At 62.6% G+C, this 21874-nt stretch carries 22 protein-coding genes and 1 pseudogene; 4 read left to right on the forward strand and 19 right to left on the reverse strand.

Translation table 11 applies throughout. From position 1 onward, the window contains the following. Positions 1–2: 2 nt before the first annotated feature. The 5 genes and pseudogenes from FRF71_RS14355 to FRF71_RS14370 form a co-directional block, all read right to left on the reverse strand. Positions 3–857, reverse strand: a complete 855-nt coding sequence (locus tag FRF71_RS14355; RefSeq protein WP_161597988.1) for an SLBB domain-containing protein — start codon at positions 855–857, stop codon at positions 3–5. A gap of 58 nt (positions 858–915) precedes the next feature. Beyond that, positions 916–2103, reverse strand: coding sequence for a porin family protein (locus FRF71_RS14360; protein ID WP_161597989.1), 1188 nt, complete (start codon positions 2101–2103; stop codon positions 916–918). Positions 2104–2224: 121 nt separating this feature from the next. After that, entirely contained in the window at positions 2225–2926 is a 702-nt protein-coding gene (locus FRF71_RS15655) for a Coenzyme F420 hydrogenase/dehydrogenase, beta subunit C-terminal domain (protein WP_238339268.1), read from the reverse strand. A gap of 45 nt (positions 2927–2971) precedes the next feature. Further along, a pseudogene (locus FRF71_RS15800) lies at positions 2972–3436 on the reverse strand (coenzyme F420 hydrogenase/dehydrogenase beta subunit N-terminal domain-containing protein); the annotation flags it as partial. A 70-nt stretch (positions 3437–3506) separates the two neighbouring features. Beyond that, positions 3507–4373 (reverse strand): hypothetical protein, encoded by an 867-nt coding sequence (locus FRF71_RS14370; protein WP_147091303.1) that lies wholly within the window; start codon positions 4371–4373, stop codon positions 3507–3509. Between the two features lie 179 nt (positions 4374–4552). On the opposite strand from FRF71_RS14370, the gene welK reads away from it, so the two are divergent. Next, on the forward strand, positions 4553–5611 hold the full coding sequence (gene welK, locus FRF71_RS14375; RefSeq protein ID WP_147091304.1) for a beta-1,4-glucuronosyltransferase WelK: 1059 nt from the start codon (positions 4553–4555) through the stop codon (positions 5609–5611). Here the strand turns inward: welK and FRF71_RS14380 are convergent. From FRF71_RS14380 to FRF71_RS14395, 4 genes are all read right to left on the reverse strand, one after another. Then, positions 5608–6933, reverse strand: coding sequence for a nucleotide sugar dehydrogenase (locus tag FRF71_RS14380; RefSeq protein ID WP_238339270.1), 1326 nt, complete (start codon positions 6931–6933; stop codon positions 5608–5610). The genes welK and FRF71_RS14380 overlap by 4 nt on opposite strands. Before the next feature lie 201 nt (positions 6934–7134). Beyond that, positions 7135–8268, reverse strand: coding sequence for an epoxide hydrolase family protein (locus FRF71_RS14385; protein ID WP_202878086.1), 1134 nt, complete (start codon positions 8266–8268; stop codon positions 7135–7137). A 2-nt stretch (positions 8269–8270) separates the two neighbouring features. Beyond that, a complete protein-coding gene (locus tag FRF71_RS14390; protein ID WP_147091305.1) occupies positions 8271–8690 on the reverse strand; it encodes a PaaI family thioesterase in 420 nt (139 codons plus the stop codon). Position 8691: 1 nt separating this feature from the next. Beyond that, a complete protein-coding gene (locus tag FRF71_RS14395) occupies positions 8692–9891 on the reverse strand; it encodes a serine hydrolase domain-containing protein (RefSeq protein WP_147091306.1) in 1200 nt (399 codons plus the stop codon). A gap of 254 nt (positions 9892–10145) precedes the next feature. Between FRF71_RS14395 and leuA the strand changes: the two genes are divergently transcribed. Beyond that, entirely contained in the window at positions 10146–11822 is a 1677-nt protein-coding gene (gene leuA / locus FRF71_RS14400; protein ID WP_147091307.1) for a 2-isopropylmalate synthase, read from the forward strand. Here leuA and FRF71_RS14405 read toward each other — a convergent pair. From FRF71_RS14405 to FRF71_RS14415, 3 genes are read right to left on the reverse strand one after another with little or no spacing between them, the layout of a single operon-like run. After that, positions 11819–12859, reverse strand: a complete 1041-nt coding sequence (locus tag FRF71_RS14405; RefSeq protein ID WP_147091308.1) for an alcohol dehydrogenase family protein — start codon at positions 12857–12859, stop codon at positions 11819–11821. The two genes, leuA and FRF71_RS14405, sit on opposite strands and share 4 nt — an antisense overlap. Before the next feature lie 13 nt (positions 12860–12872). Continuing rightward, on the reverse strand, positions 12873–13652 hold the full coding sequence (locus tag FRF71_RS14410; protein WP_147091309.1) for an SDR family NAD(P)-dependent oxidoreductase: 780 nt from the start codon (positions 13650–13652) through the stop codon (positions 12873–12875). Between the two features lie 5 nt (positions 13653–13657). After that, the gene (locus FRF71_RS14415) at positions 13658–14884 is read right to left on the reverse strand and encodes an acyl-CoA dehydrogenase family protein (RefSeq protein ID WP_147091310.1); all 1227 of its coding nucleotides are present in this window, start codon (positions 14882–14884) and stop codon (positions 13658–13660) included. 121 nt (positions 14885–15005) lie between these two features. On the opposite strand from FRF71_RS14415, the gene FRF71_RS14420 reads away from it, so the two are divergent. Then, positions 15006–16052, forward strand: coding sequence for an amidohydrolase family protein (locus FRF71_RS14420; protein ID WP_147091311.1), 1047 nt, complete (start codon positions 15006–15008; stop codon positions 16050–16052). 39 nt (positions 16053–16091) lie between these two features. Here the strand turns inward: FRF71_RS14420 and FRF71_RS14425 are convergent, their stop codons facing one another. The 6 genes from FRF71_RS14425 to rpmF all read right to left on the reverse strand — a co-directional run bounded on the left by FRF71_RS14425 (position 16092) and on the right by rpmF (position 20636). Beyond that, the gene (locus tag FRF71_RS14425; protein ID WP_147091312.1) at positions 16092–17525 is read right to left on the reverse strand and encodes an NAD-dependent succinate-semialdehyde dehydrogenase; all 1434 of its coding nucleotides are present in this window, start codon (positions 17523–17525) and stop codon (positions 16092–16094) included. A gap of 28 nt (positions 17526–17553) precedes the next feature. Continuing rightward, complete coding sequence (locus FRF71_RS14430; RefSeq protein ID WP_238339571.1) at positions 17554–17919, reverse strand: MerR family transcriptional regulator; 366 nt, start codon at positions 17917–17919, stop codon at positions 17554–17556. 83 nt (positions 17920–18002) lie between these two features. Beyond that, positions 18003–18299 carry an integration host factor subunit alpha gene (locus tag FRF71_RS14435; protein ID WP_147091314.1) on the reverse strand — a complete coding sequence of 99 codons (297 nt, stop codon included), beginning with the start codon at positions 18297–18299 and terminating at the stop codon, positions 18003–18005. A gap of 114 nt (positions 18300–18413) precedes the next feature. Next, positions 18414–19382 carry a beta-ketoacyl-ACP synthase III gene (locus tag FRF71_RS14440; RefSeq protein WP_147091315.1) on the reverse strand — a complete coding sequence of 323 codons (969 nt, stop codon included), beginning with the start codon at positions 19380–19382 and terminating at the stop codon, positions 18414–18416. Next, positions 19379–20431, reverse strand: coding sequence for a phosphate acyltransferase PlsX (plsX, locus tag FRF71_RS14445; protein ID WP_147091316.1), 1053 nt, complete (start codon positions 20429–20431; stop codon positions 19379–19381). Before plsX ends, FRF71_RS14440 begins: the two co-directional genes overlap by 4 nt. Before the next feature lie 25 nt (positions 20432–20456). After that, a complete protein-coding gene (gene rpmF, locus FRF71_RS14450) occupies positions 20457–20636 on the reverse strand; it encodes a 50S ribosomal protein L32 (RefSeq protein ID WP_147091317.1) in 180 nt (59 codons plus the stop codon). Between the two features lie 149 nt (positions 20637–20785). Here rpmF and FRF71_RS14455 point away from each other — a divergent pair, with 149 nt between their 5' ends. Next, entirely contained in the window at positions 20786–21181 is a 396-nt protein-coding gene (locus FRF71_RS14455) for an MAPEG family protein (protein ID WP_147091318.1), read from the forward strand. Here the strand turns inward: FRF71_RS14455 and FRF71_RS14460 are convergent, their stop codons facing one another. Next, a complete protein-coding gene (locus tag FRF71_RS14460; RefSeq protein ID WP_147091319.1) occupies positions 21182–21850 on the reverse strand; it encodes an MBL fold metallo-hydrolase in 669 nt (222 codons plus the stop codon). Positions 21851–21874: the final 24 nt, after the last annotated feature.

Here is a 21874-nt window from a genome sequence, read left to right on the forward strand (position 1 = left end):
GACTAGAAGAAGCGTTCGCCGACGACGACAGTATCGCCGCCCTGCAACACGGAATCGAGTCCTACCTTGATTTGCTTACCATTCCGGAAAAGCGAGAGACGCCCCGTTGAGCCGCGCTCGGTCAGGCCGCCACCCCGGGCCAGGGCCATGCGCAGGGTCATACCGCGTTCGGTCCGATAGGCTCCCGGCGCATTGACCTGCCCGTAGATGTAGAAGTTGGGCGCCGCGCCAATGTACAGCTTGTCACCGGGCTGAACCAGCGGATCATCGGCCGGCCCACCGCGAGAAAGCAGCTCGATCGGCAGGATCACCTCTTCGCCGGTAGCGCGCCGCAGGACCAGCTCATCGCTAGCGGTCGGACGCGGACCGCCGGCGCGCGCCAGGATTTCCGAAACGCGATAGGCGCGGTCAACCGGCACCAATCCGGGAACCGCGAACTCGCCCAGCACTGTCACATAGCGGCTGGCATAACTGACGACCGTCACGCTCACGACGGGATCGACGTAATAGCCGCCATCACGCAACAGCTTGGCTACGCGTTCGCGCAGCTGGATCACGGTCAGATTCGAAGCCATGACCGAATGGAGATAGGGCAGCTGAACCGTGCCATCGACCTGGATCTGCACGCGCGGCTTGAATTCTTCGCGGCCCAGCACCGCAATCTCCACCACGTCGCCAACCCCCATGACATAGCCGTCATTCAGGGTGATCACGCCGCCATTCGCCGGTGCTGCGACCGAGGCCTGGGTCGGAGCCTGGGTCGGAACCTGGGTCGGAGCCGGCGCAGAAGTTTGTGCGGCAGCAGGACCGGCATGGACCGACAGCGCAATCAGGAAAGCAGCAATCAGGGAAAACAAGCCGCGCAAGGGCCGTGCATTTGCAAATGCGAAATTCATCTGGTCCATCATCCTGGTGCTAGAGCTTGAGCCGGCCACGCAGGCCGACATAGCCACCGCTGTAATCAAAGATCGTACCGGTCGCGTTGCGCCGTTCGTGTCCGCCCTCAAGGGTGAGATCGAGCCGGCGGCTGGTGCGCAAGGTCATCGCGGCGAAAATTCGGCGGAACTTGTCCTCATCCAAAAGCGGACCAAAATTGGCCTGGGCGCCTTCGTAATCGCGTTTACGCAGGCTGAAACCGCCCGAAGCGGACAGCCGTTCCGACAAGGCGTAGCTGGCCCGTACTTCGTTCATCAATTGCTTCGAATAGAGCGCTTCGGCTCCCAGTGACGGCTGGATCGAGCGTTCGGTGAAAGCCCGGATCTGGAGCCGTGTGCCTGGCTTGATCGTACCGCCGACCCGCCACGTTGTGCCCTTGAAGTCTTGCGCAGCGGCATTGTCGGGCTTGAGCCAAGTATAGGCCAACATCGCATCGGCCGTCAGCAGCGTGCCGATATCGCGGGACAGCTGCAATCGCACTTCATCCGTCTGGTAGCCCGAATATGCGGCCAGCGGCGTGGCAACACGGTTGCCGAATTTGAGCTTCTCGTGCTCGTAGGTCAGCTTGGCCTTGCCGATAACCGGGTGGTCATAGGCAATACCCCCAAACACACGGTTTGATGTGTAGTCCGATATATCACGAAGCGCGTTCGAATTGTCCCCGCGCGCATGCACGTATCCGAGTGACGGGCGCAGGCCATAGACGTAACCGCAGCGCCCTTCGACGCGGTAGGTCTGGACAGTCTCGGTGTTGCTGACGCTGTCTTCATCCGGCAGGTTGACCAGGGCAATGCTATCAAGATCGCTTTGACGGCGGTCTACTCGCGCAGCCACTTCGGCCAGACAGGGTCCAACATTTATGCCGGTCTCTGCACCGATCCCGATCCGCTCGCGGTTCAGGCGCGTGTTGCGACGGTAAAAATCATAGCCGACATTGGCGACCAATCTAAGCGTGTTCCGCCCGATATCGCGGTTGACCGCGATATCGACGCCAACCGTGAGACGCTGGTCTGCAAGAACCAGTCCGCGCGCAGCCGCACTCGCTTCTGACGATCTTACCGAGTTGCCAAAGTGGCGCAGGTCGAAGTTGAGCCCGACCTCCTCGAAATTGCCCTTCGGCGTTTCCTGCGCACGCAGCCCCGCTGGCGACAGCAAGCAAATAGCCATCAGCCCGGCACGAAACTGCCAGACCCGGCGACGAGATGAATTAGCCACACCCATGTTGCTAGTCGCTACAGCATTTATGGTATGAACCCAAGCTTTCTCGATGGAATGACTTCGCCTCATCTTACCTGCGCCCCACAATGATGCGTCGTAAGCTGCCAAAGTAATTACGTATGGTTTCCGCAATCTTTCCCTGCCGTGCCGCGACGCCCAAGCCGAGCCCACGCATCTCCGGCACCGGCTGCAGCAAGGTGCGGGCGGCGGCAGTACGCGCCGCGACCAGCCGCTTGCGGCGCGCCTGCGATGGTTGCATCAGGTCTACCTCGGCCAGGTCCAACTCCTCAAGTGCAATCGCGCCCGATGCCAGCGCGCGCGCCAGCAAATCCTGGCCGATTGCGGTGCGACCGATAACCAGGCTGCGCCCATCGAGTTCCTCAAAGGTCGGATAGCCGCTCTCACCGCCATACCAGGCGTCGGCAGCCGCAATATCGGCCACACCACCGACCGCATCGGGGCAGATCTTGCACCGGTATTGTACTTCTGTGCTGAGATAACGCCCCCAACTGTCGGCATAACGCATGGTCGCAACCTCGCCGTCCATCGTGCGCGCCTCGGTCAGTCCCGGCCAGCCATTGCCGCGGAACCGGAAGCTTGCCAGCTTCCGGCCGGCCAAGCCGAGGGCGGCCAGGATCCGGTCGGTGCCAGCAAAGCTCGGGATGCCGCCGCAGAAGAACGAAAGACGGTACGGGAAAGCGCTGGCAATGCGCGGATCGATTTCGCCCAAAGCCGCAAGCGCCGAAACATCGCAGGGCTTGCCGATAAACATGTACCGCTCCCCGCTGGCCAGCAGGGAATCGACCTCGGCAAGCGGACTGGACGGCGCATATCGCGACCCCGCTGCTGCCAAAACGCTGTCCCGGTCGCGCGACAGGACGTTGCGGTTGCGCGTCGGCTGGGCCGGATCGGCAGCGACATGGACAACCGCATCGACCAGTCGCTGTTCAAGCGCAAAGATGGCTAGCGCCGTCAGAACGCCACCCGAAGAACCCAGGTGACGGACTGCAGGATCGCCGGCGTGGCCGGTTTGGCATGAACCGATCGGCCCCCAGTAAGGGTGGACCGGCCGATCCTCCGGCCAAGGCGCAACACGATTGCCCGGACAGGCTGCGGCAACAGCAATTTCTGCTGCAGGCGTTAGCGCAGCGCCTGCAGGAGGCCGGAGATAGCCTGGCGCGCTGTCTGCCAGGCTGAAGGCGCCGTCAGACAGCGCGGCGCACAGGCCGCATCCCGTGCACAACTCGCCGCGACGTACCCGCTCAAGGGTGGGAGAATGCATCAGTTCGATCTCACCCCAGGATCGTTACCGCGGGACCGCGGCGGCAAACCAGCCGCCTGCCCTTTCGCGCTTACTTGGCGACGGCGGGAGCAGCCTGCTTGGCCGCCTCGGCAGCGCTGGCCGGGGCTGCCTTGCCCTGGAACTGCGGATTGACCTGCACCTTACGGCGGCCTTCTGCAATGACCTTGCCCAGCTGATTGTTGACCATCTCGACGCTCCGCTGCCGCATCATGATTGTGCGCGCAGCCTGCCGTGCCGCATCGCCCGTGATAGGCTCTGACCGGCTCGAGACGATGCGGCCAATCTCGGCCGACTGGCCGTTAGGCATGACGAAGATGTCATTACCTTCCGTCCCCACAAGTTGCTGAGCGAAGGCTGGATCGAGCGAGACCGTATCGACGTTCGTCACCGTGCGGCGGAACACCACCTTGTTGGCGTTAAGGATCGCTTCGGCCGCTTCCATGGTCTTCACCTTAGAGATCTCCTCCAGCACCTTGGGCGGCAAGCTCGGGACGAAGAACTGGTCGACCGACAGCAGGCGGCGGTCAGATATGCTGGCAGGATAGCTGCGCAGGAACTCGTTGATCTCGTCCTCGGATACCTTGGGAACGCCCTCGGTGACCTTCCGGGCCAGCAGTTGCGCCAGGGCGGTTTCTTCAGCCTGGGTCTTGACGATCGCCGCAAGCGGCGTGGAATCGAGTTTCTGACGCCGCGCTTCAGCCGCCAGCAACTTTCGGGCGATAATCCGCTCCAATGCCTGCGCCTGCGTGTTGGCATCGGTGTTGTCGTCCGTGCTCATCTCTGCCTTGAGATCAGCCAGGGTGACTTCCTGCCCATCCACGGTTGCGACAACCTGCCCAGAGGGCACATCGCCCTTCCCGCCGCATGCTGCCACCATCAAGGCCAAGGCTACGGTGATTGAACTAGCGTACTTCATCGGGGGTTTCCTTAAAATCGGCTCCGGGACACGGTTGTTGCCATGGCCGGTATAGCAAAATGGTAAATGCGATTGCGCTAGGCGTAATTTGCCACCACTAATTTTATATTGGCAACTGTATTCGCAAACACAAAGCGGGACATTTGCGGCAAGGACAAGGCGTGGCTCGGCCCGATCTCATGAATTCTGCACCGCTGGTCTGTCTTTCTGCTTCGGGCGGAGGCCATTTTCGGCAACTGCTTGATCTTGAACCATTGTGGTCGCGCTATCCGCATTTTCTGGTGACGGAAGATACGGTGCTGGCGCGGTCCCTGGCGCGGCGCGAGGATGTGGAATTCATACCCCACTTCGCCCTGGGCCAGAGCCGCATGGGTAAAGGCTGGGCAATGCTTTCCGGCGCCGCCCGCAGTGCCTGGCACTCGCTCAGAATCATGCTCCGCCGGCGCCCCGACGTGGTCATCACCACGGGCGCCGGCTCGCAGATATTCGTCATTGCCTGGGCACGGCTGATCGGTGCGAAGGTCATCCTGGTTGACAGCTTTGCCCGGTTTCACGCGCCCAGCAAGTTCGCCCGGATCGGCGGCCCGCTGGCCAATATCCGGATCACCCAGTCTCAGGTGTCGGCCGACAATTGGCCCGGCAGCACCGCATTCGATCCGCTGCGAACCGAACCGGCCATCGCCCAAGGCAAAGAACGCCTGCTGTTCGCAACCGTCGGCGCGATCTTGCCTCTGCACCGGCTGGAGCGCGCGGTCGTGGAACTGAAGGCGGCCGGACGGATCCCTGAGGACGTCGTCCTTCAAGTTGGCAAGAGTGACTTGCCCCGTCCCAAGATACCGGGCCTGACGATTGTCGAGAGCCTGCCTTTCGACGAGTTGCAGGAACTGCTTACGCGGGCGGATCTGGTGGTTTGCCATGCCGGAACCGGTTCGATCATCACCGCACTTGCACAGTGCTGCGGCGTTGTGGCGATCCCGCGCCGGGTTTCTGCTGGCGATTCCTATGACGACCACCAAAGCGAGATTGCCGAAGTCTTCGCGAGCCGCGGCCTGATCGAAATCGCGGACGATGCCGAGACCCTGTCGGTGGCGCTGGACCGCGCCCGCGCCGCCAAGCGGCATCGGGCGGTGATGGACCATTCGGCCCTGATGGCGCATCTCGAACATCAGATTGCGGCCTGGTATCCCAAGCGGGCGCGCCCGCTGGCAGCCAAGACAGCCCGCCAACCCAACGCCTAGAGCCTGAGATCGCTATCCGCGCGGTCAAACAGGTGCTTCAGATCGAAGAACACGTGCTTGCTGCGTCCGAACTTCCGAATTTTGGCCGAACCTAGTTGGCGAAACACATCGTGGCCGACCGCCAAAACAGTGGCGTCATAGGCACCCGCTGAAGGTTGATCGATCAGCACGATGCCGGTGTGGGCCAGAACATCCTCGGCCGAGACCACTGGATCGTGGACATCGACCTCGCAGCCGTATTCCTTGAGCGCCCAATAAAGGTCTGTCACCAGCGTATTGCGCGTGTCCGGGCAGTTTTCCTTAAAAGCAAAGCCCATCAACAGGACGCGCGAGTCTTTCAGGGGAATACCTTTGCGGCTCATCGCCTGGATCAGCTGCGAGGCGCAGTAGCGGCCCATGCCGTCGTTCAGCCGGCGTCCCGCCAGGATAATCTCTGGGCGATAGCCGATGCTCTCCGCCTTATGGGTCAAATAATAGGGATCGACGCCGATGCAGTGGCCGCCGACCAGACCCGGCCGGAAGTGGAGGAAATTCCACTTGGTGCCAGCCGCTTCAAGCACCGACTGGGTATCGATGCCCATCCGGTTGAAGATGATCGCCAGCTCATTGACTAGGGCAATGTTGAGGTCCCGCTGGGTATTCTCGATCACCTTGGCTGCTTCGGCAACCTTGATGCTTTCGGTCGGGAAGGTCCCGGCGGTAACGATGGCGCCATAAAGAGCATCAACGCGCGCCAAAGCTTCGGCATTCGAGCCCGAAGTCACTTTGACCACATCGGTCAGGCGATGCTCGCGGTCGCCGGGGTTCACGCGCTCGGGCGAGTAGCCGACGTGGAAATCCTCGTTGAGCTTGAGGCCGGAAACAGCCTCGAGCACGGGCACGCAGTCTTCTTCCGTGCAACCCGGGTAAACGGTCGATTCAAAGATCACCAGGTCGCCGGGCTTCAGCACCGAACCGGCGACCCGGCAGGCCGACAGCAGATCGGTCAAGTCCGGACGCTTCAGCTTGTCGATCGGGGTCGGCACCGCAACGATCATCACGTTGCAGTCTTCCAGATCGACCGAGCTGGTGGTGTAAGTCAGGTGTTCGGCGCTCTGCAGTTCTTCGCGTGATGTCTCAAGGGTGTGGTCTAAACCTTTGCGCAGACTTTCAATTCTCCGCTCACTGATGTCGAATCCGGTTACGGGGAAGCTTTTGCCGAACTCAACCGCCAGCGGCAAGCCAACATACCCCAAGCCGATAATGCCGATGCGTGCCGTTTCCAGCCAGGCGGCTACCGGATCGAGCATCTCACTCGCGGTGATGCTTTTATCGATCTGCATGATTTTCCTTCTGAAATCACCCCGCCGCGACTTGCGGATGTACCAACGTCCCGCAAACCCTAGCTTCAAAGAGTTTCAATCTTACTTCCAAACGGTCATTTTTAGGCCAAACGCACCCATCCAGATGCCACATGAACGCAGCATGACACCTTACTGTACGTATTTTCTACCTTTTTTGGAAAGACGTAACCGTGATTCGGGTCACGCTGAGGACATCTGTCCAAAAGCGAGACACAATTCCCGCACAAATGCATCCGGTTGCTCCCAGGCAGCGAAGTGGCCGCCCCGTTCAACCTCGCCCCAGTGCAACAGGTTCCGATAATTCCGCTCCGCCCACTTTCGCGGGGTTGGCAGGACCTCGCGCGGAAAGGCGCTGACGGCCACCGGAATGGCGATTTCCTGCGCAGCAAAGCTGCCGAAGCTTTCCCAATAGAGCCGCGCGGAAGAGGCCCCGTTCCGCGGCAGCCAGTAAAGCATGATGTTATCAAGCACCTGGTCGCGGCTCAGCGCGTCCCAAGGTGAGCCCTGGTTGTCAGTCCAGGCCCAGATCTTCTCGAGGATCCAGCCGGCCTGCCCGATCGGACTGTCTACCAGCCCATAGCCAACGGTCTGCGGCCGCGTGCTTTGCTGCTTGGAGTAACCCGAATCCCAATCCTGGTAATGCTTGAGTGCGCCCAGCGCCTTGAGTTCGGCCGGGCTTGGATTGGCAAGGTCTTCCTCGGTCGGCCGAGCAATCGGCATGTTGAGGTGAATACCGATACAGCCCGGCACCTGTTGCACCCCGATCGCGGTGGTGACGATCGAACCCCAGTCCCCGCCCTGCGCAAACCACTTCTCATAACCCAGCCGCGCCATCAGTTCGCCCCACGCGCGCCCGATCTTCTCGACGCCCCAGCCGGTCCTAGTCGGCTTGCCGGAAAAACCATAGCCAGGCAGCGATGGGAGGACGAGGTGAAAGGCGGGCGCTGTGGGATCGTCGGGGTTGGTTAGCTTGTCGATCACCCCCATGAACTCGATCACCGAACCCGGCCAGCCATGGGTCATGACCACCGGCATGGCATCGGCGCGTGGCGACCGGACATGGAGGAAATGAATGTCGAGCCCGTCAATCTCGGTCATGAACTGGCCAAGCGCATTCAGCCGCGCCTCGCACCGCCGCCAATCATAGTCGTTGCGCCAGTAGGCCACCAGATCCTGCAGAACTGCTAGCGGCGTGCCTTGAGACCAGTCGTCGACCGGCTCCTTCTCCGGCCAGCGGGCCATGTCGATCCGCGCCTTGAGATCATCCAGTTCGGATTGCGGAACTTCCAGTGTGAAAGGCCGGATCGCGCTCATCTTTATCCCCCTATTGCCGCTTTCGCTGCTGCCTCCACCTTGGCCCGGTCGAACAGTGTTGCTGTTGATGTTCCCTTGGCGAGCACATTGCCCGCTTCGTCCAGCAGCCGCCCTTCAAGGAAGGCCGTCTTGCGCCCGCGCCGCTCAATCCAGCCTTCGGCCACGACCAGGCCGGGGCGAACCGGCGCAAAGAAGCTGACCTTGATCTCAAGGCTCATCGGCGTGACCTCATCGCCCAGCACGGCGATCACCGCATGGGCCATGGCAGCATCGATCCAGCCGGTAACGAAGCCGCCCTGCACTACGCCGCCCGAATGGCACATGCCCGGCTTGGCGAAGTACTCCAGCCGCGCGTGGCCGTCGGGGCTCATTTCGACGATCCGGTGAAGGCCCATCGTTTCGTAAAGGCTGTCCACGCTCATGTCAGACGAGCGCCGAATAGATCAGGGTCTTCAGCTCACGCCGGATCGGGTAAGTGCTGCTGGGGGCCAGCTGGGTCATAAAGACCATCGTGATCTCCTCGACCGGGTCGACGAAGAAGGCGGTCGAATACATCCCGCCCCAGTAATACTCCCCGACCGAACCCGGGATCATCGTCCGCACCGGGTCGAGGTTGACCGCGAAGCCCAGACCGAACCCGACACCGGCATTGGTCGCCTCGCTGAACAGCGACCTTGACCACGAGGCGAGATCGCCATCATCGGGCAGATGGTTGAGCGTCATCAGCTCGATCGACTTGCGCCCCAGGATCCGCGCCCCGTCGAGTTCGCCGCCGTTCAGCAGCATGGTGTTGAAGCGGTGATAGTCCAGCGCGGTCGAGACCAGCCCGCCCCCGCCCGAGACCAAGCGCGGCATCTTCGCCCACAGGCTTTCCGCACCGCGATCAAGCAGGACCCGGCCTTTGCCCGGCACCATCGTATAGCAATCGGGCAAGCGGTGGGTCTGCCCCTCGGGCACCATGAACCCGGTGTCATCCATCTTCAGCGGGGCGAAGATGTTATCGCGGAAGTATTCATGCAACGACTGGCCCGATAGCCGCTCCACCACGGCACCGAGCACGTCGGTCGAGACCGAATAGTTCCAGGCCTCGCCCGGCGAGAACTCCAGGGGCAGCTTGCCCAGCGCGCCGATGAACTCGTCTAGCGTCAGATTACCATGCCAATTCTCGATCTTGCCCTCGCGATAGGCGGCATCGATGTTGGTGCGCTGCTGGAAGCCATAGGTCAGGCCCGAAGTATGGCGCAGCAGGTCAACCATCTGCATCGGCCGCTCGCAGGGTCTGGTCAGGAAGCCGACCCCACCACCGCCGCCGTTGTAGACAGCCAGGTCCTTGAACTCGGGCAGGACATGATGGACCGGCGTATCGAGCGCCACCTGCGCCTGTTCAAGCAATTGCATGAAGGCGACCGAAGTGACCGGCTTGGTCATCGAAGCGATGCGGAAGATCGTGCCTTCGTCGATCTGGGCCGAAGCCCCCTCGCGCGCAGCGCCTTGCGAGGAGAAGTGCACGATCTTCCCCCGGTGCGCCACCAGCACCTGGGCGTGCGGCAGCTTGCCGGTATCGAGGTAGCGGTCCTTGATGAAAGCGGGGATACGGTCGAGACGGGTCGGATCGAATCTCATTCGGTCATTCCAATGGCTGTGTTCGGCAACCCTATTGCCGCGAGTGCAAGGCCAAAGCAACGAATGTGCGATGCCCGCTTTACAGCGGCGATTCCTGCCGCCATAGGCTAGCGCCATGATTTCTCCGCTTGGCCTTACCCTGCGACTTATCCGCCCTTGGGCGTGAGCTGGCGTGCCATCCTGCGGCGCGCAGCAGCGCCCAAGGGACCCAAACGCACCGCTAGACAGTCGCAGTACCAAGTCGAGACCATGCCATGACCATGTTGAAGAACCCCGGGGTCAAGTACCGCCCCTTCCCGCCCATCAACCTGCCCGACCGGCAGTGGCCCAGCCGTGTCATCACCCAGGCGCCGCGCTGGCTTTCGACCGACCTGCGCGATGGCAACCAGGCCCTGATCGACCCGATGGGGGCCGAGAAGAAGAGCCGGTTCTTCGATCTGCTGCTGAAGGTGGGCGTGAAGGAAATCGAAGTCGGCTTCCCGGCCTCGGGCGCGACCGACTTCGATTTCATTTCAGGCCTGGTCAAAGGTGGCCGGATTCCCTCCGACGTCACGCCGCAAGTCCTGACACAGTCGCGCCGTGACCTGATCGAAACCACCTTTGCCAGCCTGGAAGGCGCGGAAAAGGCCATCGTCCACGTCTACAACGCGGTATCCCCGGCCTGGCGGCGGATCGTCTTCGGAATGAGCCGCGCCGAGATCAAGCAGATCGCGATCGAAGGCGCGAAGATCATGCGCGATCAGACGGCGAAGTATCACGGGACCGACTGGCACTTCGAATATTCGCCGGAAACCTTCTCGACCGCCGAAGTCGATTTCTCGGTCGAGGTCTGTGCGGCAGTCATGGAGGTGCTCCAGCCAACCACAGCCAAGCCGATCATCTTCAACCTGCCGGCAACGGTCGAATGCGCCACGCCCAATGTCTATGCCGACCAGGTCGAACTGTTCAGCCGTTCGATCCCGGATCGCGACAAGGTGGTGATCTCGCTCCACACCCATAATGACCGCGGCACCGGCATCGCGGCCTGCGAGCTGGGTCTGATGGCTGGCGGTGACCGGGTTGAAGGCTGTTTGTTCGGCAATGGCGAGCGCACCGGCAACTGCGATATCGTGACCGTCGCCCTCAACATGTACACCCAGGGCGTCGATCCCGGCCTCGATTTCTCGGACATCGACGCGATCGCCAAGACCGTGGAGTACTGCAACCAGCTGCCGATCCACCCGCGACATCCTTACGTGGGCGAGCTGGTCTACACATCGTTCTCGGGCAGCCATCAGGATGCGATCAAGAAGGGCTTTGCCGCACGCGAGCAGCAGAATGACGAGACCTGGGAAATGCCCTACCTGCCGATCGACCCGGCTGATCTGGGCCGCGATTACGAAGCGGTAATCCGGGTCAACTCGCAGTCCGGCAAGGGCGGTTTCGCCTGGGTGCTGGAACAGGACCAGGGCCTCAAGCTGCCCAAGAAGATGCAGGCGCACTTCTCAACCCATGTCCAGGAGCTGGCCGACGAAGTGGGCCGCGAACTGTTTGCCGAGGATATCTGGACCGTGTTCCAGAAGACCTATCACCTCAGCACGCCGCAGCACTTCCAACTGGTTGACTACGAGGAAAGCAAGGCAGCCGACGGCACCCGCATCTTCGCTGGCAAGATCGCGGTTGATGACAAGGAGCAGTCCGTTTCAGGTCGCGGCAACGGCCTGATCAGCTCGGTCGTGGCGACGATTGCCGAGACCTTTGGCGTATCGCTTGAGGTCAAGGACTATGCCGAGCACGCGATGACCGCCGGTTCGGATGCCCGCGCAGCAGCCTACGTCGAATGCATTGGGCCTGACGGCAAGACAGTCTGGGGCGTTGGCATTGACGAGGACGTCGCAACCGCCTCAGTCCGCGCCGTGCTCAGCGCCGCCAATGGTGCTGCCCGGACCTAGTCCGGCAGCAGCACCATCTTGAGCGCTCCGGCTTCGCGCGCCTCGAACAGCCGGTAGGCCTCCGTCCCCTGGCTGAGGGGCATGCGGTGGCTGACATAGCGTTCGGGGCGCAGCCGGCCCGACTGGACCAGCGGGAACAGCGCCGGCAGTTCCTCGGGCACCGAGCAGGTCCCTACCCGGAAGGTCAGACCAGCGCCAAAGGCACGCTCCAGCGGGAAGGCAAAGCGCTTGCTCTGCTGGACGCCGATCACCGAGACTGTTCCGCGCCGCCGCACCAGCCGCAGCGCGAAATCGACCGTGGCATCGGAGCCGACCACTTCGACCACGCAGTCGATCTTGATCCCGAGCGTGTCCTCCTTGATCCGCTCCAGCGCTTCATCAGGATGGAGCGCGATCGCGCCGGACGCTTCGGCCATGGCGCGGCGCTCGGGCACCGGATCGATTGCATAGACCACGTGCGCACCCATCACGAGGGCGCTGTCGACTGCCATCAAACCGATAGGACCAAGGCCGATTACCGCAACGCTCGAGCTCGGCTTGATGTCAGCGTTGCGCGCACCGAACCAGGCCGTCGCTAGCGCGTCGGTCATCATCAGCGCCTGTTCCATCGAAACACCTTCGGGCACTGGCACAGCGTTCATGTCGGCAGCCGGCACCCGCACCGCCTCGGCCTGCGAGCCCTGGAGCTTGGCCGAAAGGCCATAGCAGGCCCCGGCATTATTGGCGCAATTGGCAACATTGCCGGCCAGGCAGGAGCGGCAAGCCCCGCAGCCTACCGCCGCCGGCAGCATGACCTTGTCCCCCACCTTGAGGCGGTGGACCGCCCGGCCGACCTCGACCACTTCGCCGACGGCCTCATGGCCGACGCAGAAGCCCAGATCATCGGAAAAGCCGTGGCCGTGATAGATGTGGAGGTCCGATCCGCAGATCGAGCAGGCCGTTACCTTGACCACCGCGTCACGGTCGGACTGCGGCGTGGGATCGTCCATGCCTTCATACCGGACATCGCGTGCGCCGTAATATCGCAGGGCCTTCATGCCAGTCCTCCGCTCAGTAAATCGTGTAGCCACCGTCGATCACGATCGAATCGCCGGTATGGTGGCGCGAGCCGCGGCTGGCGAGATAGACGGCAATGGCGGCAAAGTCCGACCCGTCCATCCAGCCGCCGGTCGGCACGCGGCTGATGACGTTGTCGTTGAACTTGTCCCAACCCTGCAAGCCCTCGGTCAGTCCCGAGCGGGTCCAGCCGGGCAGGATCGAGTTGGCGGTAATCCCATAGCGCGCGAGTTCGACCGCCATAGCGCGGATCATGGTGACCACCGCACCCTTGGTGGCGGCATAGTGCTCGTTGCGCGCCGCGCCGTGGATTGCCGAGGTCGATGAGATGCCGACCAGCGAGCCGCCACTGTCGCCCGCCTCATGCCGCGCGATCATGTGCCGCGCCGCCTCGCGCAGGGTGAACAACACGCCGTGGATGTTGATCGCCTCGATCCGCTCAAGGTCGGCCGCGGAGATATCGAACAGGCTCTTGCGCGGGATCGAGATGCCGGCATTGGCAATCGCCTGGTCGATGCGGCCAAACTCCTCGATGATCGCTGCAATGCCGGCGGCGACGGCCGTCTCATCGGATACGTCGATCTGCGCCGCGCGAACTTCGCCGCCGTGGCTGCGGATCTGCTCGGCCGCCTTGACGTTGCGTTCGGCATTGGTGCCCCAGATCACAACAGTAGCACCGTGTTGGGCAAGGCCCTCAGCCATGCCAAGGCCAATACCGCTGTTGCCGCCGGTGACGAGCGCAACCTTGCCGGTGAGATCGAATAGTGATGCCATGGCCCTTACCGCTCGTTCATCGCGACATATTCCTTGATCTTCTGCTTGCCGAGCTGGCTCATGTGCACCTCGTCCGGCCCGTCAGCGATGCGGACGAAGCGGTTTAGTGTGAAGAACCGGGCAATCGGCGTATCGTCAGACACGCCCATCCCGCCATGCATCTGGATGCCGCGATCGCAGACAGTCTGTGCCATTTGCGGCGCGACCACCTTGATCGCGGCGATCAGGTCCTTGGCCACCTTGTTGCCAAACCGGTCCATCGCATCGGCCGCCTTGAGCGTGAGGAGCCGGGCCATCTCGATCTCGCAGAAGCTCTTGGCGATGTCCTGGCGGATCGAAGACTGGTCGGCCAGCTTCTTGCCAAAGGCGGTACGGCTGTCGGCCCGCCGCGCCATGATTTCCAGCGCCCGCTGGGCCTGGCCGATCGAGCGCATGCAGTGATGGATCCGGCCTGGCCCAAGGCGGCCCTGCGCGATCTCGAAGCCGCGCCCCTCGCCCAGGATAAGATTCTCCTTCGGCACGCGGACATTGTCGAAGCGCAGTTCGCACTCCCCGCCGGGTGAATTGTGAGAGCCGAAGACCGTCAGGTGGCGGACGATGGTGATACCTGGCGTGTCGGGCTCGACCAGGATCTGCGAATGCTGCGCGTGGCGCGGGGCGTTGAAATCAGTCTTGCCCATCACGATCCAGATCGTGCAGCGCGGGTGCATGGCGTTGGAGATCCACCACTTGCGCCCGTTGAGGACATAGTGATCGCCATCGGGTGTGATCGACAACTCAAGGTTGGTCGCGTCCGATGACGCGACCTGCGGCTCGGTCATGACATAGGCCGAACGGATTGTGCCTTCGAGCAGCGGCTTCAGCCACTTTTCCTGCTGCGCGGGGCTGCCGAACTTGGCCAGAACTTCCATGTTGCCGGTATCGGGGGCCGAACAATTGAGCACCTGGCTGGACCACGGCACGCGGCCGAGCAGCTCGGCAATCGGCGCATATTCCAGGTTGGTCAGCCCCGGCGAGAATTCGCCATACTCGTGCGGCAGGAACAAGTTCCACAAGCCCTGCGCCTTCGCCTTGGCCTTCAGCTCCTCCATCCCCGGCCATTCCTGCCAGAGGTTGGCCGGATCGGTCACGAAGTCCTGATAGGCCTGCTCGTTGGGATAGATATGCTCATCCATGAAGGCACTGACCTGGGCCAGCAGCGCCTTGACCTTGTCGCTATGTTCGAAATTCATATCCCAACCCCTCGTCCACGATTTTTTTAATCGATCGATTAATGCGGGGCCGGTCTGTGCTTGTCAAACCCGCATCGGGCCATAAGCTGCACGTCAAAGAGAACCGGAGAGGAGTGACCCCGTGAGCGAAGCGATCCTGGAACCAGATCTGCCCATCATCGATCCGCACCATCACCTGTGGGACCTGCGTCCGCTGATGGGCGCCTTCCCCGAGCCAGTCCATCATTTCATCTCCAGCATCGCGCTCTCGGCCTATTACACCTTCAACGAGCTGCACGCCGATACGACCAGTGGTCACAACGTTATCGGCACGGTGTTCATGGAATGCGGCGCCTTCTACAAGGCCGGCGCTGGCGACGAGCTCAAGGTCGTGGGCGAGGTCGAATATGTGAACGGCGTCGCCGCGCAGAGCGCCAGCGGGCTCTATGGCAGCCAGCGGCTGTGCCACGCGATCGTGGGACATGCCGATCTCACCTTGGGTAGCCGTGCCGGTGCTGTGCTGGATACACTGGCCGCGGCGGGCGGTGGCCGCTTCCGCGGAATTCGCCATGCTGCGGCCTGGGATGCCGATCCCGACGTGCTGGGCCCGCCGTTCCACCATCCCGCCGGGCTCTATCTTGACAGCAAGTTCCGCGAAGGCTTTGCCGAACTGGGCAAGCGCGGGCTGACTTTCGATGCCTGGCTGTTAGAGCCTCAGCTTGACGATGTGCTGAGCCTGGCCAAGGCCTTCCCCAACCAGCCGATCGTGCTTGATCACTGCGGCACGCCGCTGGGCATGGGTTCATACCATGGCAAGCTGCACGAACGGTTCGACACCTGGCGCACCAAGATCCGCGCGATTGCTGAATGCCCGAACGTATCGATCAAGCTGGGCGGCCTTGCCATGTCCTTCGCCGGCCTGCCCGACCATGGCCCGGCGGCGGGTCTTTCGTCTGAGACACTGGCGGCAATGTGGCGGCCCTATATCGAAACCTGCATCGAGGCCTTCGGCCCCGAGCGCGGGATGTTCGAAAGCAATTACCCGGTCGACAAGTGGGGCGCGAGCTATCCTGTGCTGTGGAACGCCTTCAAGCGGCTGACGACTGGCGCCAGCGCCAACGAGAAGCGCGCGCTTTACGCCGGCACTGCGGCAAAGTTCTACGGCATTGAGGATCTGCTACCAGCCTGATAAAGCACGGGGGTGCCCCGCAAGGCACCCCCCACGCCTTCAGGCCATGTGGATCGCCTTGGTAACGAGGTAGCTTTCCATCCCCTCGATCCCGCCTTCGCTGCCGAAGCCCGAATCCTTGACCCCGCCGAAGGGTGAATCCGGAACCGAAATGGCGAAGGTGTTGATCCCCACCATGCCCGATTCCAGCGCATCGCCCAGCAGGTTGGCGCGGCGCATCTGCTCGGTAAAGGCAAAGGCGGCAAGGCCGTAAGGCAGGCGGTTGGCCTTGGTGATCGCATCGTCAAGGTCCACGAACGGCGCGGCCACGGCCACAGGACCGAATGGCTCGTTGGCCATGATGTCGGCGCTGTCGGGCACGTCGGCCAGCAGCGTCGGCTGGAAGAAGAACCCGGCATTGCCGCGATTGCCGCCCGCCAGGACCCGGGCGCCCTTGGCCCGGGCATCCTCGACCAGCGCTTCAATCGCAGCCGGGCGTCGAACATTGGCGAGCGGACCCATGTTTGTATCGCCCTCAAGCCCGTTGCCAGTCTTCACCTTGGCGGTGCGGGCCGCAAAGCCTTCGACAAACCGGTCATAGATGCCCTGCTGGACATAGAACCGGGTCGGCGACACGCAGACCTGCCCGGCATTTCGGAACTTCTGCGGCACGACCATGTCGAGCGTCTTTTCGAGATCACAATCATCGAAGACCAGCACCGGCGCGTGCCCACCCAGTTCCATCGTCACGCGCTTCAGCCCGTCTGCGGCCAGCCGCATCAGGTGCTTGCCAACCGGGACCGAGCCGGTGAAGCTGACCTTGCGGATCACGGGAGAGGCCAGCAGGTGGCGGCTGACCGCGTCGGGCACGCCGTGGACCAGCTGAACCACATCACCCGGCAGGCCGGCGTCATAAAGGCAGCGCACCAGCGCGCCGGTGCAGCCTGGGGTTTCCTCAGGCGGCTTGGCGATCACCGAACAGCCCGTTGCCAGGGCCGGCCCCAGCTTCTTGGCCATCAGGTAGACCGGGAAGTTCCAGGGGCTGAAGGCTGCGACCGGGCCAACCGGCTGCTTCGTAACCAGCGCGCGCTGCCCGGTTGGCCGGACCAGCACGCGGCCATAGATCCGCGATGCTTCGGCTGCGCACCATTCGAACAGGCTGGCGCTCGACATCACTTCGCCGCGCGCCTCGGCCAGCGGCTTACCCTGTTCCATCGTCAGGATGCGGGCAATGCCATCGGCGCGTTCGCGCAGCAGGGCGGCGGCCTTGTTCAGTACGGCCGCGCGTTGCTCAACCGGCGTCGCTTTCCACAGGGCAAAGCCGCGCTCGGCTGCTGCCAGTGCCTCGTCCAGATCGGCGGGGCTGGCCAGCGGCACTTCGGCAATCGTCTCGCCACTGGACGGGTCAACCACCGGGAACAGGTCGCGCCCCTCGCCGATCTTCCAACTGCCATTGATGAAAAGCGCCAGGTCGGCGTCGTAATTCTGAGTCATGGGAATCCTCGCTCTCTAACGAGCAGGATTAGCTGTCGTGCAGCGCCTTGACCAGTGTGGCACGCAGCGCAATCAGCCGCGCGCGAAAGGCAGAGCTGTTGATCGGGGGCGTGCTTGCCATGGCCGACTGCACAGGTGCCGGGATCGGCTGCGGCGCAGCTTCGGATTTGCTGACTTTGCCCTTGCTCAAAGCCTGGCGGGCACCGCGCAGAGTGAAGCCTTCGCGGTGCACGAGACGGTCGATCGTTTCGACCAGCGCAATGTCTTCAGGACGGTAATATCGACGACCGCCGCTTCTTTTCAGTGGCTTGAGCATTGGGAACTGTTCTTCCCAATAGCGCAGGACGTGCTGGCGAATACCGAGCGCTTTTGCGACTTCGCCAATTGTGCGCAGCGCGCCCTCTTCCTTGCCATCGACCGATCCCGGAGCAGCAGCCCCGGGAGCCGGCGAATCGGTTGAGAAGAGGTCTGCCCCTGTCACCCTTTGGCGATCCGGTCCTTCAGCATCTGGCTGGCGCGGAACGTGAGGACCCGGCGCGGGGTGATCGGCACTTCAACGCCGGTCTTCGGGTTGCGGCCGATCCGCTGAGCCTTGTCGCGCAGCAGGAAAGTGCCAAAGCCCGAGATCTTCACATTCTCGCCCTTTTCCAGGGCGTTACCCATGTGATCAAGGATCGCTTCCACCATCCCGAGCGATTCAGAGCGGGACAGGCCCACTTTCCGATTGATGGCTTCGGCAAGATCGGCCCGGGTCAATGTGTGCATAGAGCGCATTATAGCTCTCTCCCCTCGAACAACATTAGGCGCGACCCGGAGTGGGTCGGATAGCGCAATATCGTAAAAATGCAACAAAAGCGTCTGAAAAACGACGTTTTGATCGGGGAAAAGTTACATTCGTACCAGGCTGGCACCCCAGGTGAAGCCACCACCCATTGCTTCCAGCATCACCAGATCGCCTGGTTTGATTCGGCCATCGCGGATTGCGGCATCCAGCGCGAGCGGAACTGACGCAGCCGAGGTATTGGCGTGGCGATCGACTGTCACCACCACCTTCTCTGGCGGCAAGCCAAGCTTCTTGGCTGTCGCATCGAGGATCCGCTGATTGGCCTGGTGCGGTACCACCCAATCAAGCTCATCCGCCGTGACGCCAGTGTCAGCAAGCACTTCGCCCAGTACATCGGCCAAGTTTACGACGGCGTGGCGGAAAACCTCGCGACCCTTCATCCGGATGTGTCCAACGGTGCCGGTGCTCGATGGTCCGCCATCGACATAAAGCAGTTCGTTGTGCGCACCATCGGCATGCAGCTTGCTTGCCAGGATGCCGGGCCCATCTTCTGCCACATCCCGCGCTTCCAGCACGATTGCCCCGGCACCATCACCGAACAGCACGCAAGTGGTGCGGTCATCCCAATCGAGCAGCCGACTCATCGTTTCCGCGCCGATCACCAGCGCGCGTTCCGCTGCGCCAGTCTTGAGCATCGCATCGGCCACGCTGACCGCGTAGAGGAAGCCGGAACACACTGCACCGACATCGAACGCGATCCCGCCATGGCAACCCAAGCGGTCCTGAACAATTGTAGCGGCGGCCGGGAAAGTCTGGTCCGGCGTGCAGGTGGCCAGCACGATCAGACCAATGTCCTTGGGTTCCAATCCCGCAGCAGCCAGGGCAGCTCGCGCGGCATCGGTAGCGAGGCTGGAGGTGGTTTCCCCCTCGCCCGCCAGATGGCGTGAGCGGATGCCGGTTCGTTCAACGATCCATTCGTCACTGGTATCGACGCGTTCGGACAATTCCTGATTGGAAACGGCCCGGACTGGCAGAGCCGAACCCGTGCCGACAAGTACGGAACGACGGGTCATCCCGCCGCCTTGCCGCCGCGGCGGATCGATTCAGCGCCGAAATGCTCAAGTTCGGCCTGGATCCGCTCAGTCAGCTTTTCTTCCAGCAGCCGCGCGGTAACGGCCACGGCATTGGCAACGCCCAAGGCCGAGGCCGAGCCGTGGCTCTTCACGACAATGCCGTTCAGGCCAAGGAAGACCGCGCCGTTGTGATTGTTGGGATCGAGATGGTGTTTGAGCAGCTCTGTCGCCGGGCGCGAGATCAGAAAGCCAACTTTCGAACGCAGCGACGAGGCGAACGAGCGGCGCAGCAGGTCCGCTACGAACCGGGCCGTACCTTCGATCGCCTTCAGCGCGATGTTGCCCGAGAAACCGTCGGTCACCACCACATCGACATCGCCGCGGTTAATCTTGTCAGCTTCGATGAAACCATCGAACTTCAGCGAGAGTTCGCTGTGGGCGTTAAGCTGCGCCGCAGCTTCGCGCAGCGCCTCAGTGCCCTTGGTTTCCTCGCTGCCGATGTTGAGCAGACGGACCCGGGGGTGATCGCGCCCGGTGATAATCCGCGAATAGGCCGCACCCATGATCGAAAACTGCACGAGGTTGCGGGCGTCGCAATCGGTATTGGCACCGAGATCGAGCATGACGACGTCATTTTCGCCCAGCGTCGGCATCAGCGCCGACAGCGCCGGGCGGTCGATCCCCGGCATGGTGCGCAGCGCCAGCTTGGCCATGGCCATCAGCGCGCCGGTGTTCCCTGCGCTGACCGCAGCGCCGGCCGCACCGGTCTTCACCGCATTGATCGCAAGGCCCATCGAAGTGGTCTTCGCCCGGCGCAGCGCCTGGGTTGGCTTTTCATCGCCGGAAACCACATCGTCGCAATGCAGGATTTCGGAAGCAGCCCGCAGGTTCGGGTGGTTCTCCAGCGCGGCCTTGATCCGCACTTCGTCACCGACCAGCAGGAACTTGAAGCGATCGTGGCGCCGACGCGCAAGCGCGGCGCCTTCGATCATTACGCGAACGCCTTCATCACCGCCCATCGCATCGATGGCGATACGCGGCAGGCTCATCGCGCTATCCCCCCGTTAACTGGGCTTAGAGCCCGACGGCGATGACTTCGCGACCGTTGTAGTGGCCACAGGCAGTGCAAAGGTTGTGCGGACGCTTCAGTTCGCCGCAGTTCGAGCATTCGTGGAATGCTTCGACCTTCAGCGCATCGTGGCTGCGGCGCATGCCCCGGCGGGACGGGCTCGTTTTTCTTTTGGGGACAGCCATCGCGGCACCTGTTCCTGAAATTCGTATGGTCGACTAAGTATGCCGCGCTGGACCAAGGGGCCGGCGGCTGCGAAGGCGCGCCTATAGCGAATATTGCGCGCGTTGCAAGCACCGTCCTGCCCTTTGCGCCACCAATAGGGGAGAGAGTTATGTTGCTACCCACTACACTGTCACTGGCCGCTGCTGCCGCAATCATCAATCTGTGGCTCGGCATTCGCTGCGGACAAGTCCGCGGCAAGGCCGGGATCAGTATCGGCACCGGCGGCAACGAGCTGCTCGAGCGTCGGATGCGCGCACAATTGAACTTTGTCGAAAACACCCCCTGGGTGCTCCTGCTGATCTCCGGGATTGAACTGGCCGGCAAGGGCGGCCAGTGGCTCGCCATCGTCGGCGGGGTCTACATGCTGGGCCGCGTGGCCCACGGACTGGGCATGGATGGCACCGGGGCAACCGCCAAGGGCCGGATGGTCGGCACCCTGATCACCATGCTGACCCAGCTGGGCCTGGCCGTAGTGGCCGTACTGGTCGTGCTCGGCCGGATGTAGTCAGCTGAGGACGTAGTCGCTGACGTAGGCGTTGACCTTGCGTTCGGCGCCGAAAGTGCTGGTGGGGCCGTGGCCGGGAACAAAGGTCACGTCCTCACCCAGCGGCCAGAGCTTCTGGGTAATCGAATCCACCAGTTGCTGGTGATTGCCTTTGGGGAAATCGGTCCGCCCGATTGACCCGGCAAACAGCACATCCCCCACAATCGCAAAGCGCGACGGCGCGTGGAAGAACACCACGTGGCCCGGCGTGTGGCCCGGACAGTGGATCACATCGAGCTCCAGTTCGCCCACGGTGACCTTGTCGCCATCGTGCAGCCAGCGGTCGGGCTCGAAAGTCTTGGCATCCATGCCCCAGCGCTTGCCGTCATCATCGAGCTGGGCAATCCAGAACCGGTCTTCCTCGTGCGGGCCTTCGATCGGTACGCCCAGTTCCTTGGCCAGAATCCCGGTCTGTCCGCAGTGATCGAGGTGGCCGTGCGTGACGAGCAGCTTTTCGATCGTCACGCCGCACTTCTCCACGGCGGCCTTCAGCCGGTCGAGATCGCCGCCCGGATCGACCAGCGCGCCACGCATGGTCTTGGTGCACCAGATCAGCGAGCAGTTCTGCTGGAGCGGCGTGACAGGCACGATCCCCACGCGCATCGGCGGTTCGGCTTTGGTTTCGGTCATGGGCCGGATGTGCACGGCAGGCCG

It is taken from the genome of Novosphingobium ginsenosidimutans, assembly GCF_007954425.1.
Lineage (GTDB): Bacteria > Pseudomonadota > Alphaproteobacteria > Sphingomonadales > Sphingomonadaceae > Novosphingobium > Novosphingobium ginsenosidimutans.

What these genes read in the sequence shown, in the direction of transcription:
- FRF71_RS14360 (WP_161597989.1), bottom strand. Translation starts at nt 2,103, where the DNA reads ATGGCTATTTGCTTGCTGTCGCCAGCGGGGCTGCGTGCGCAGGAAACG.
- FRF71_RS15655 (WP_238339268.1), bottom strand. Translation starts at nt 2,926, where the DNA reads ATGTTTATCGGCAAGCCCTGCGATGTTTCGGCGCTTGCGGCTTTGGGC.
- FRF71_RS14370 (WP_147091303.1), bottom strand. Translation starts at nt 4,373, where the DNA reads ATGAAGTACGCTAGTTCAATCACCGTAGCCTTGGCCTTGATGGTGGCA.
- welK (WP_147091304.1), top strand. Translation starts at nt 4,553, where the DNA reads ATGAATTCTGCACCGCTGGTCTGTCTTTCTGCTTCGGGCGGAGGCCAT.
- FRF71_RS14380 (WP_238339270.1), bottom strand. Translation starts at nt 6,933, where the DNA reads ATGCAGATCGATAAAAGCATCACCGCGAGTGAGATGCTCGATCCGGTA.
- FRF71_RS14385 (WP_202878086.1), bottom strand. Translation starts at nt 8,268, where the DNA reads ATGAGCGCGATCCGGCCTTTCACACTGGAAGTTCCGCAATCCGAACTG.
- FRF71_RS14390 (WP_147091305.1), bottom strand. Translation starts at nt 8,690, where the DNA reads ATGAGCGTGGACAGCCTTTACGAAACGATGGGCCTTCACCGGATCGTC.
- FRF71_RS14395 (WP_147091306.1), bottom strand. Translation starts at nt 9,891, where the DNA reads ATGAGATTCGATCCGACCCGTCTCGACCGTATCCCCGCTTTCATCAAG.
- leuA (WP_147091307.1), top strand. Translation starts at nt 10,146, where the DNA reads ATGACCATGTTGAAGAACCCCGGGGTCAAGTACCGCCCCTTCCCGCCC.
- FRF71_RS14405 (WP_147091308.1), bottom strand. Translation starts at nt 12,859, where the DNA reads ATGAAGGCCCTGCGATATTACGGCGCACGCGATGTCCGGTATGAAGGC.
- FRF71_RS14410 (WP_147091309.1), bottom strand. Translation starts at nt 13,652, where the DNA reads ATGGCATCACTATTCGATCTCACCGGCAAGGTTGCGCTCGTCACCGGC.
- FRF71_RS14415 (WP_147091310.1), bottom strand. Translation starts at nt 14,884, where the DNA reads ATGAATTTCGAACATAGCGACAAGGTCAAGGCGCTGCTGGCCCAGGTC.
- FRF71_RS14425 (WP_147091312.1), bottom strand. Translation starts at nt 17,525, where the DNA reads ATGACTCAGAATTACGACGCCGACCTGGCGCTTTTCATCAATGGCAGT.
- FRF71_RS14435 (WP_147091314.1), bottom strand. Translation starts at nt 18,299, where the DNA reads ATGCGCTCTATGCACACATTGACCCGGGCCGATCTTGCCGAAGCCATC.
- FRF71_RS14440 (WP_147091315.1), bottom strand. Translation starts at nt 19,382, where the DNA reads ATGACCCGTCGTTCCGTACTTGTCGGCACGGGTTCGGCTCTGCCAGTC.
- plsX (WP_147091316.1), bottom strand. Translation starts at nt 20,431, where the DNA reads ATGAGCCTGCCGCGTATCGCCATCGATGCGATGGGCGGTGATGAAGGC.
- rpmF (WP_147091317.1), bottom strand. Translation starts at nt 20,636, where the DNA reads ATGGCTGTCCCCAAAAGAAAAACGAGCCCGTCCCGCCGGGGCATGCGC.
- FRF71_RS14455 (WP_147091318.1), top strand. Translation starts at nt 20,786, where the DNA reads ATGTTGCTACCCACTACACTGTCACTGGCCGCTGCTGCCGCAATCATC.
- FRF71_RS14460 (WP_147091319.1), bottom strand. Translation starts at nt 21,850, where the DNA reads ATGACCGAAACCAAAGCCGAACCGCCGATGCGCGTGGGGATCGTGCCT.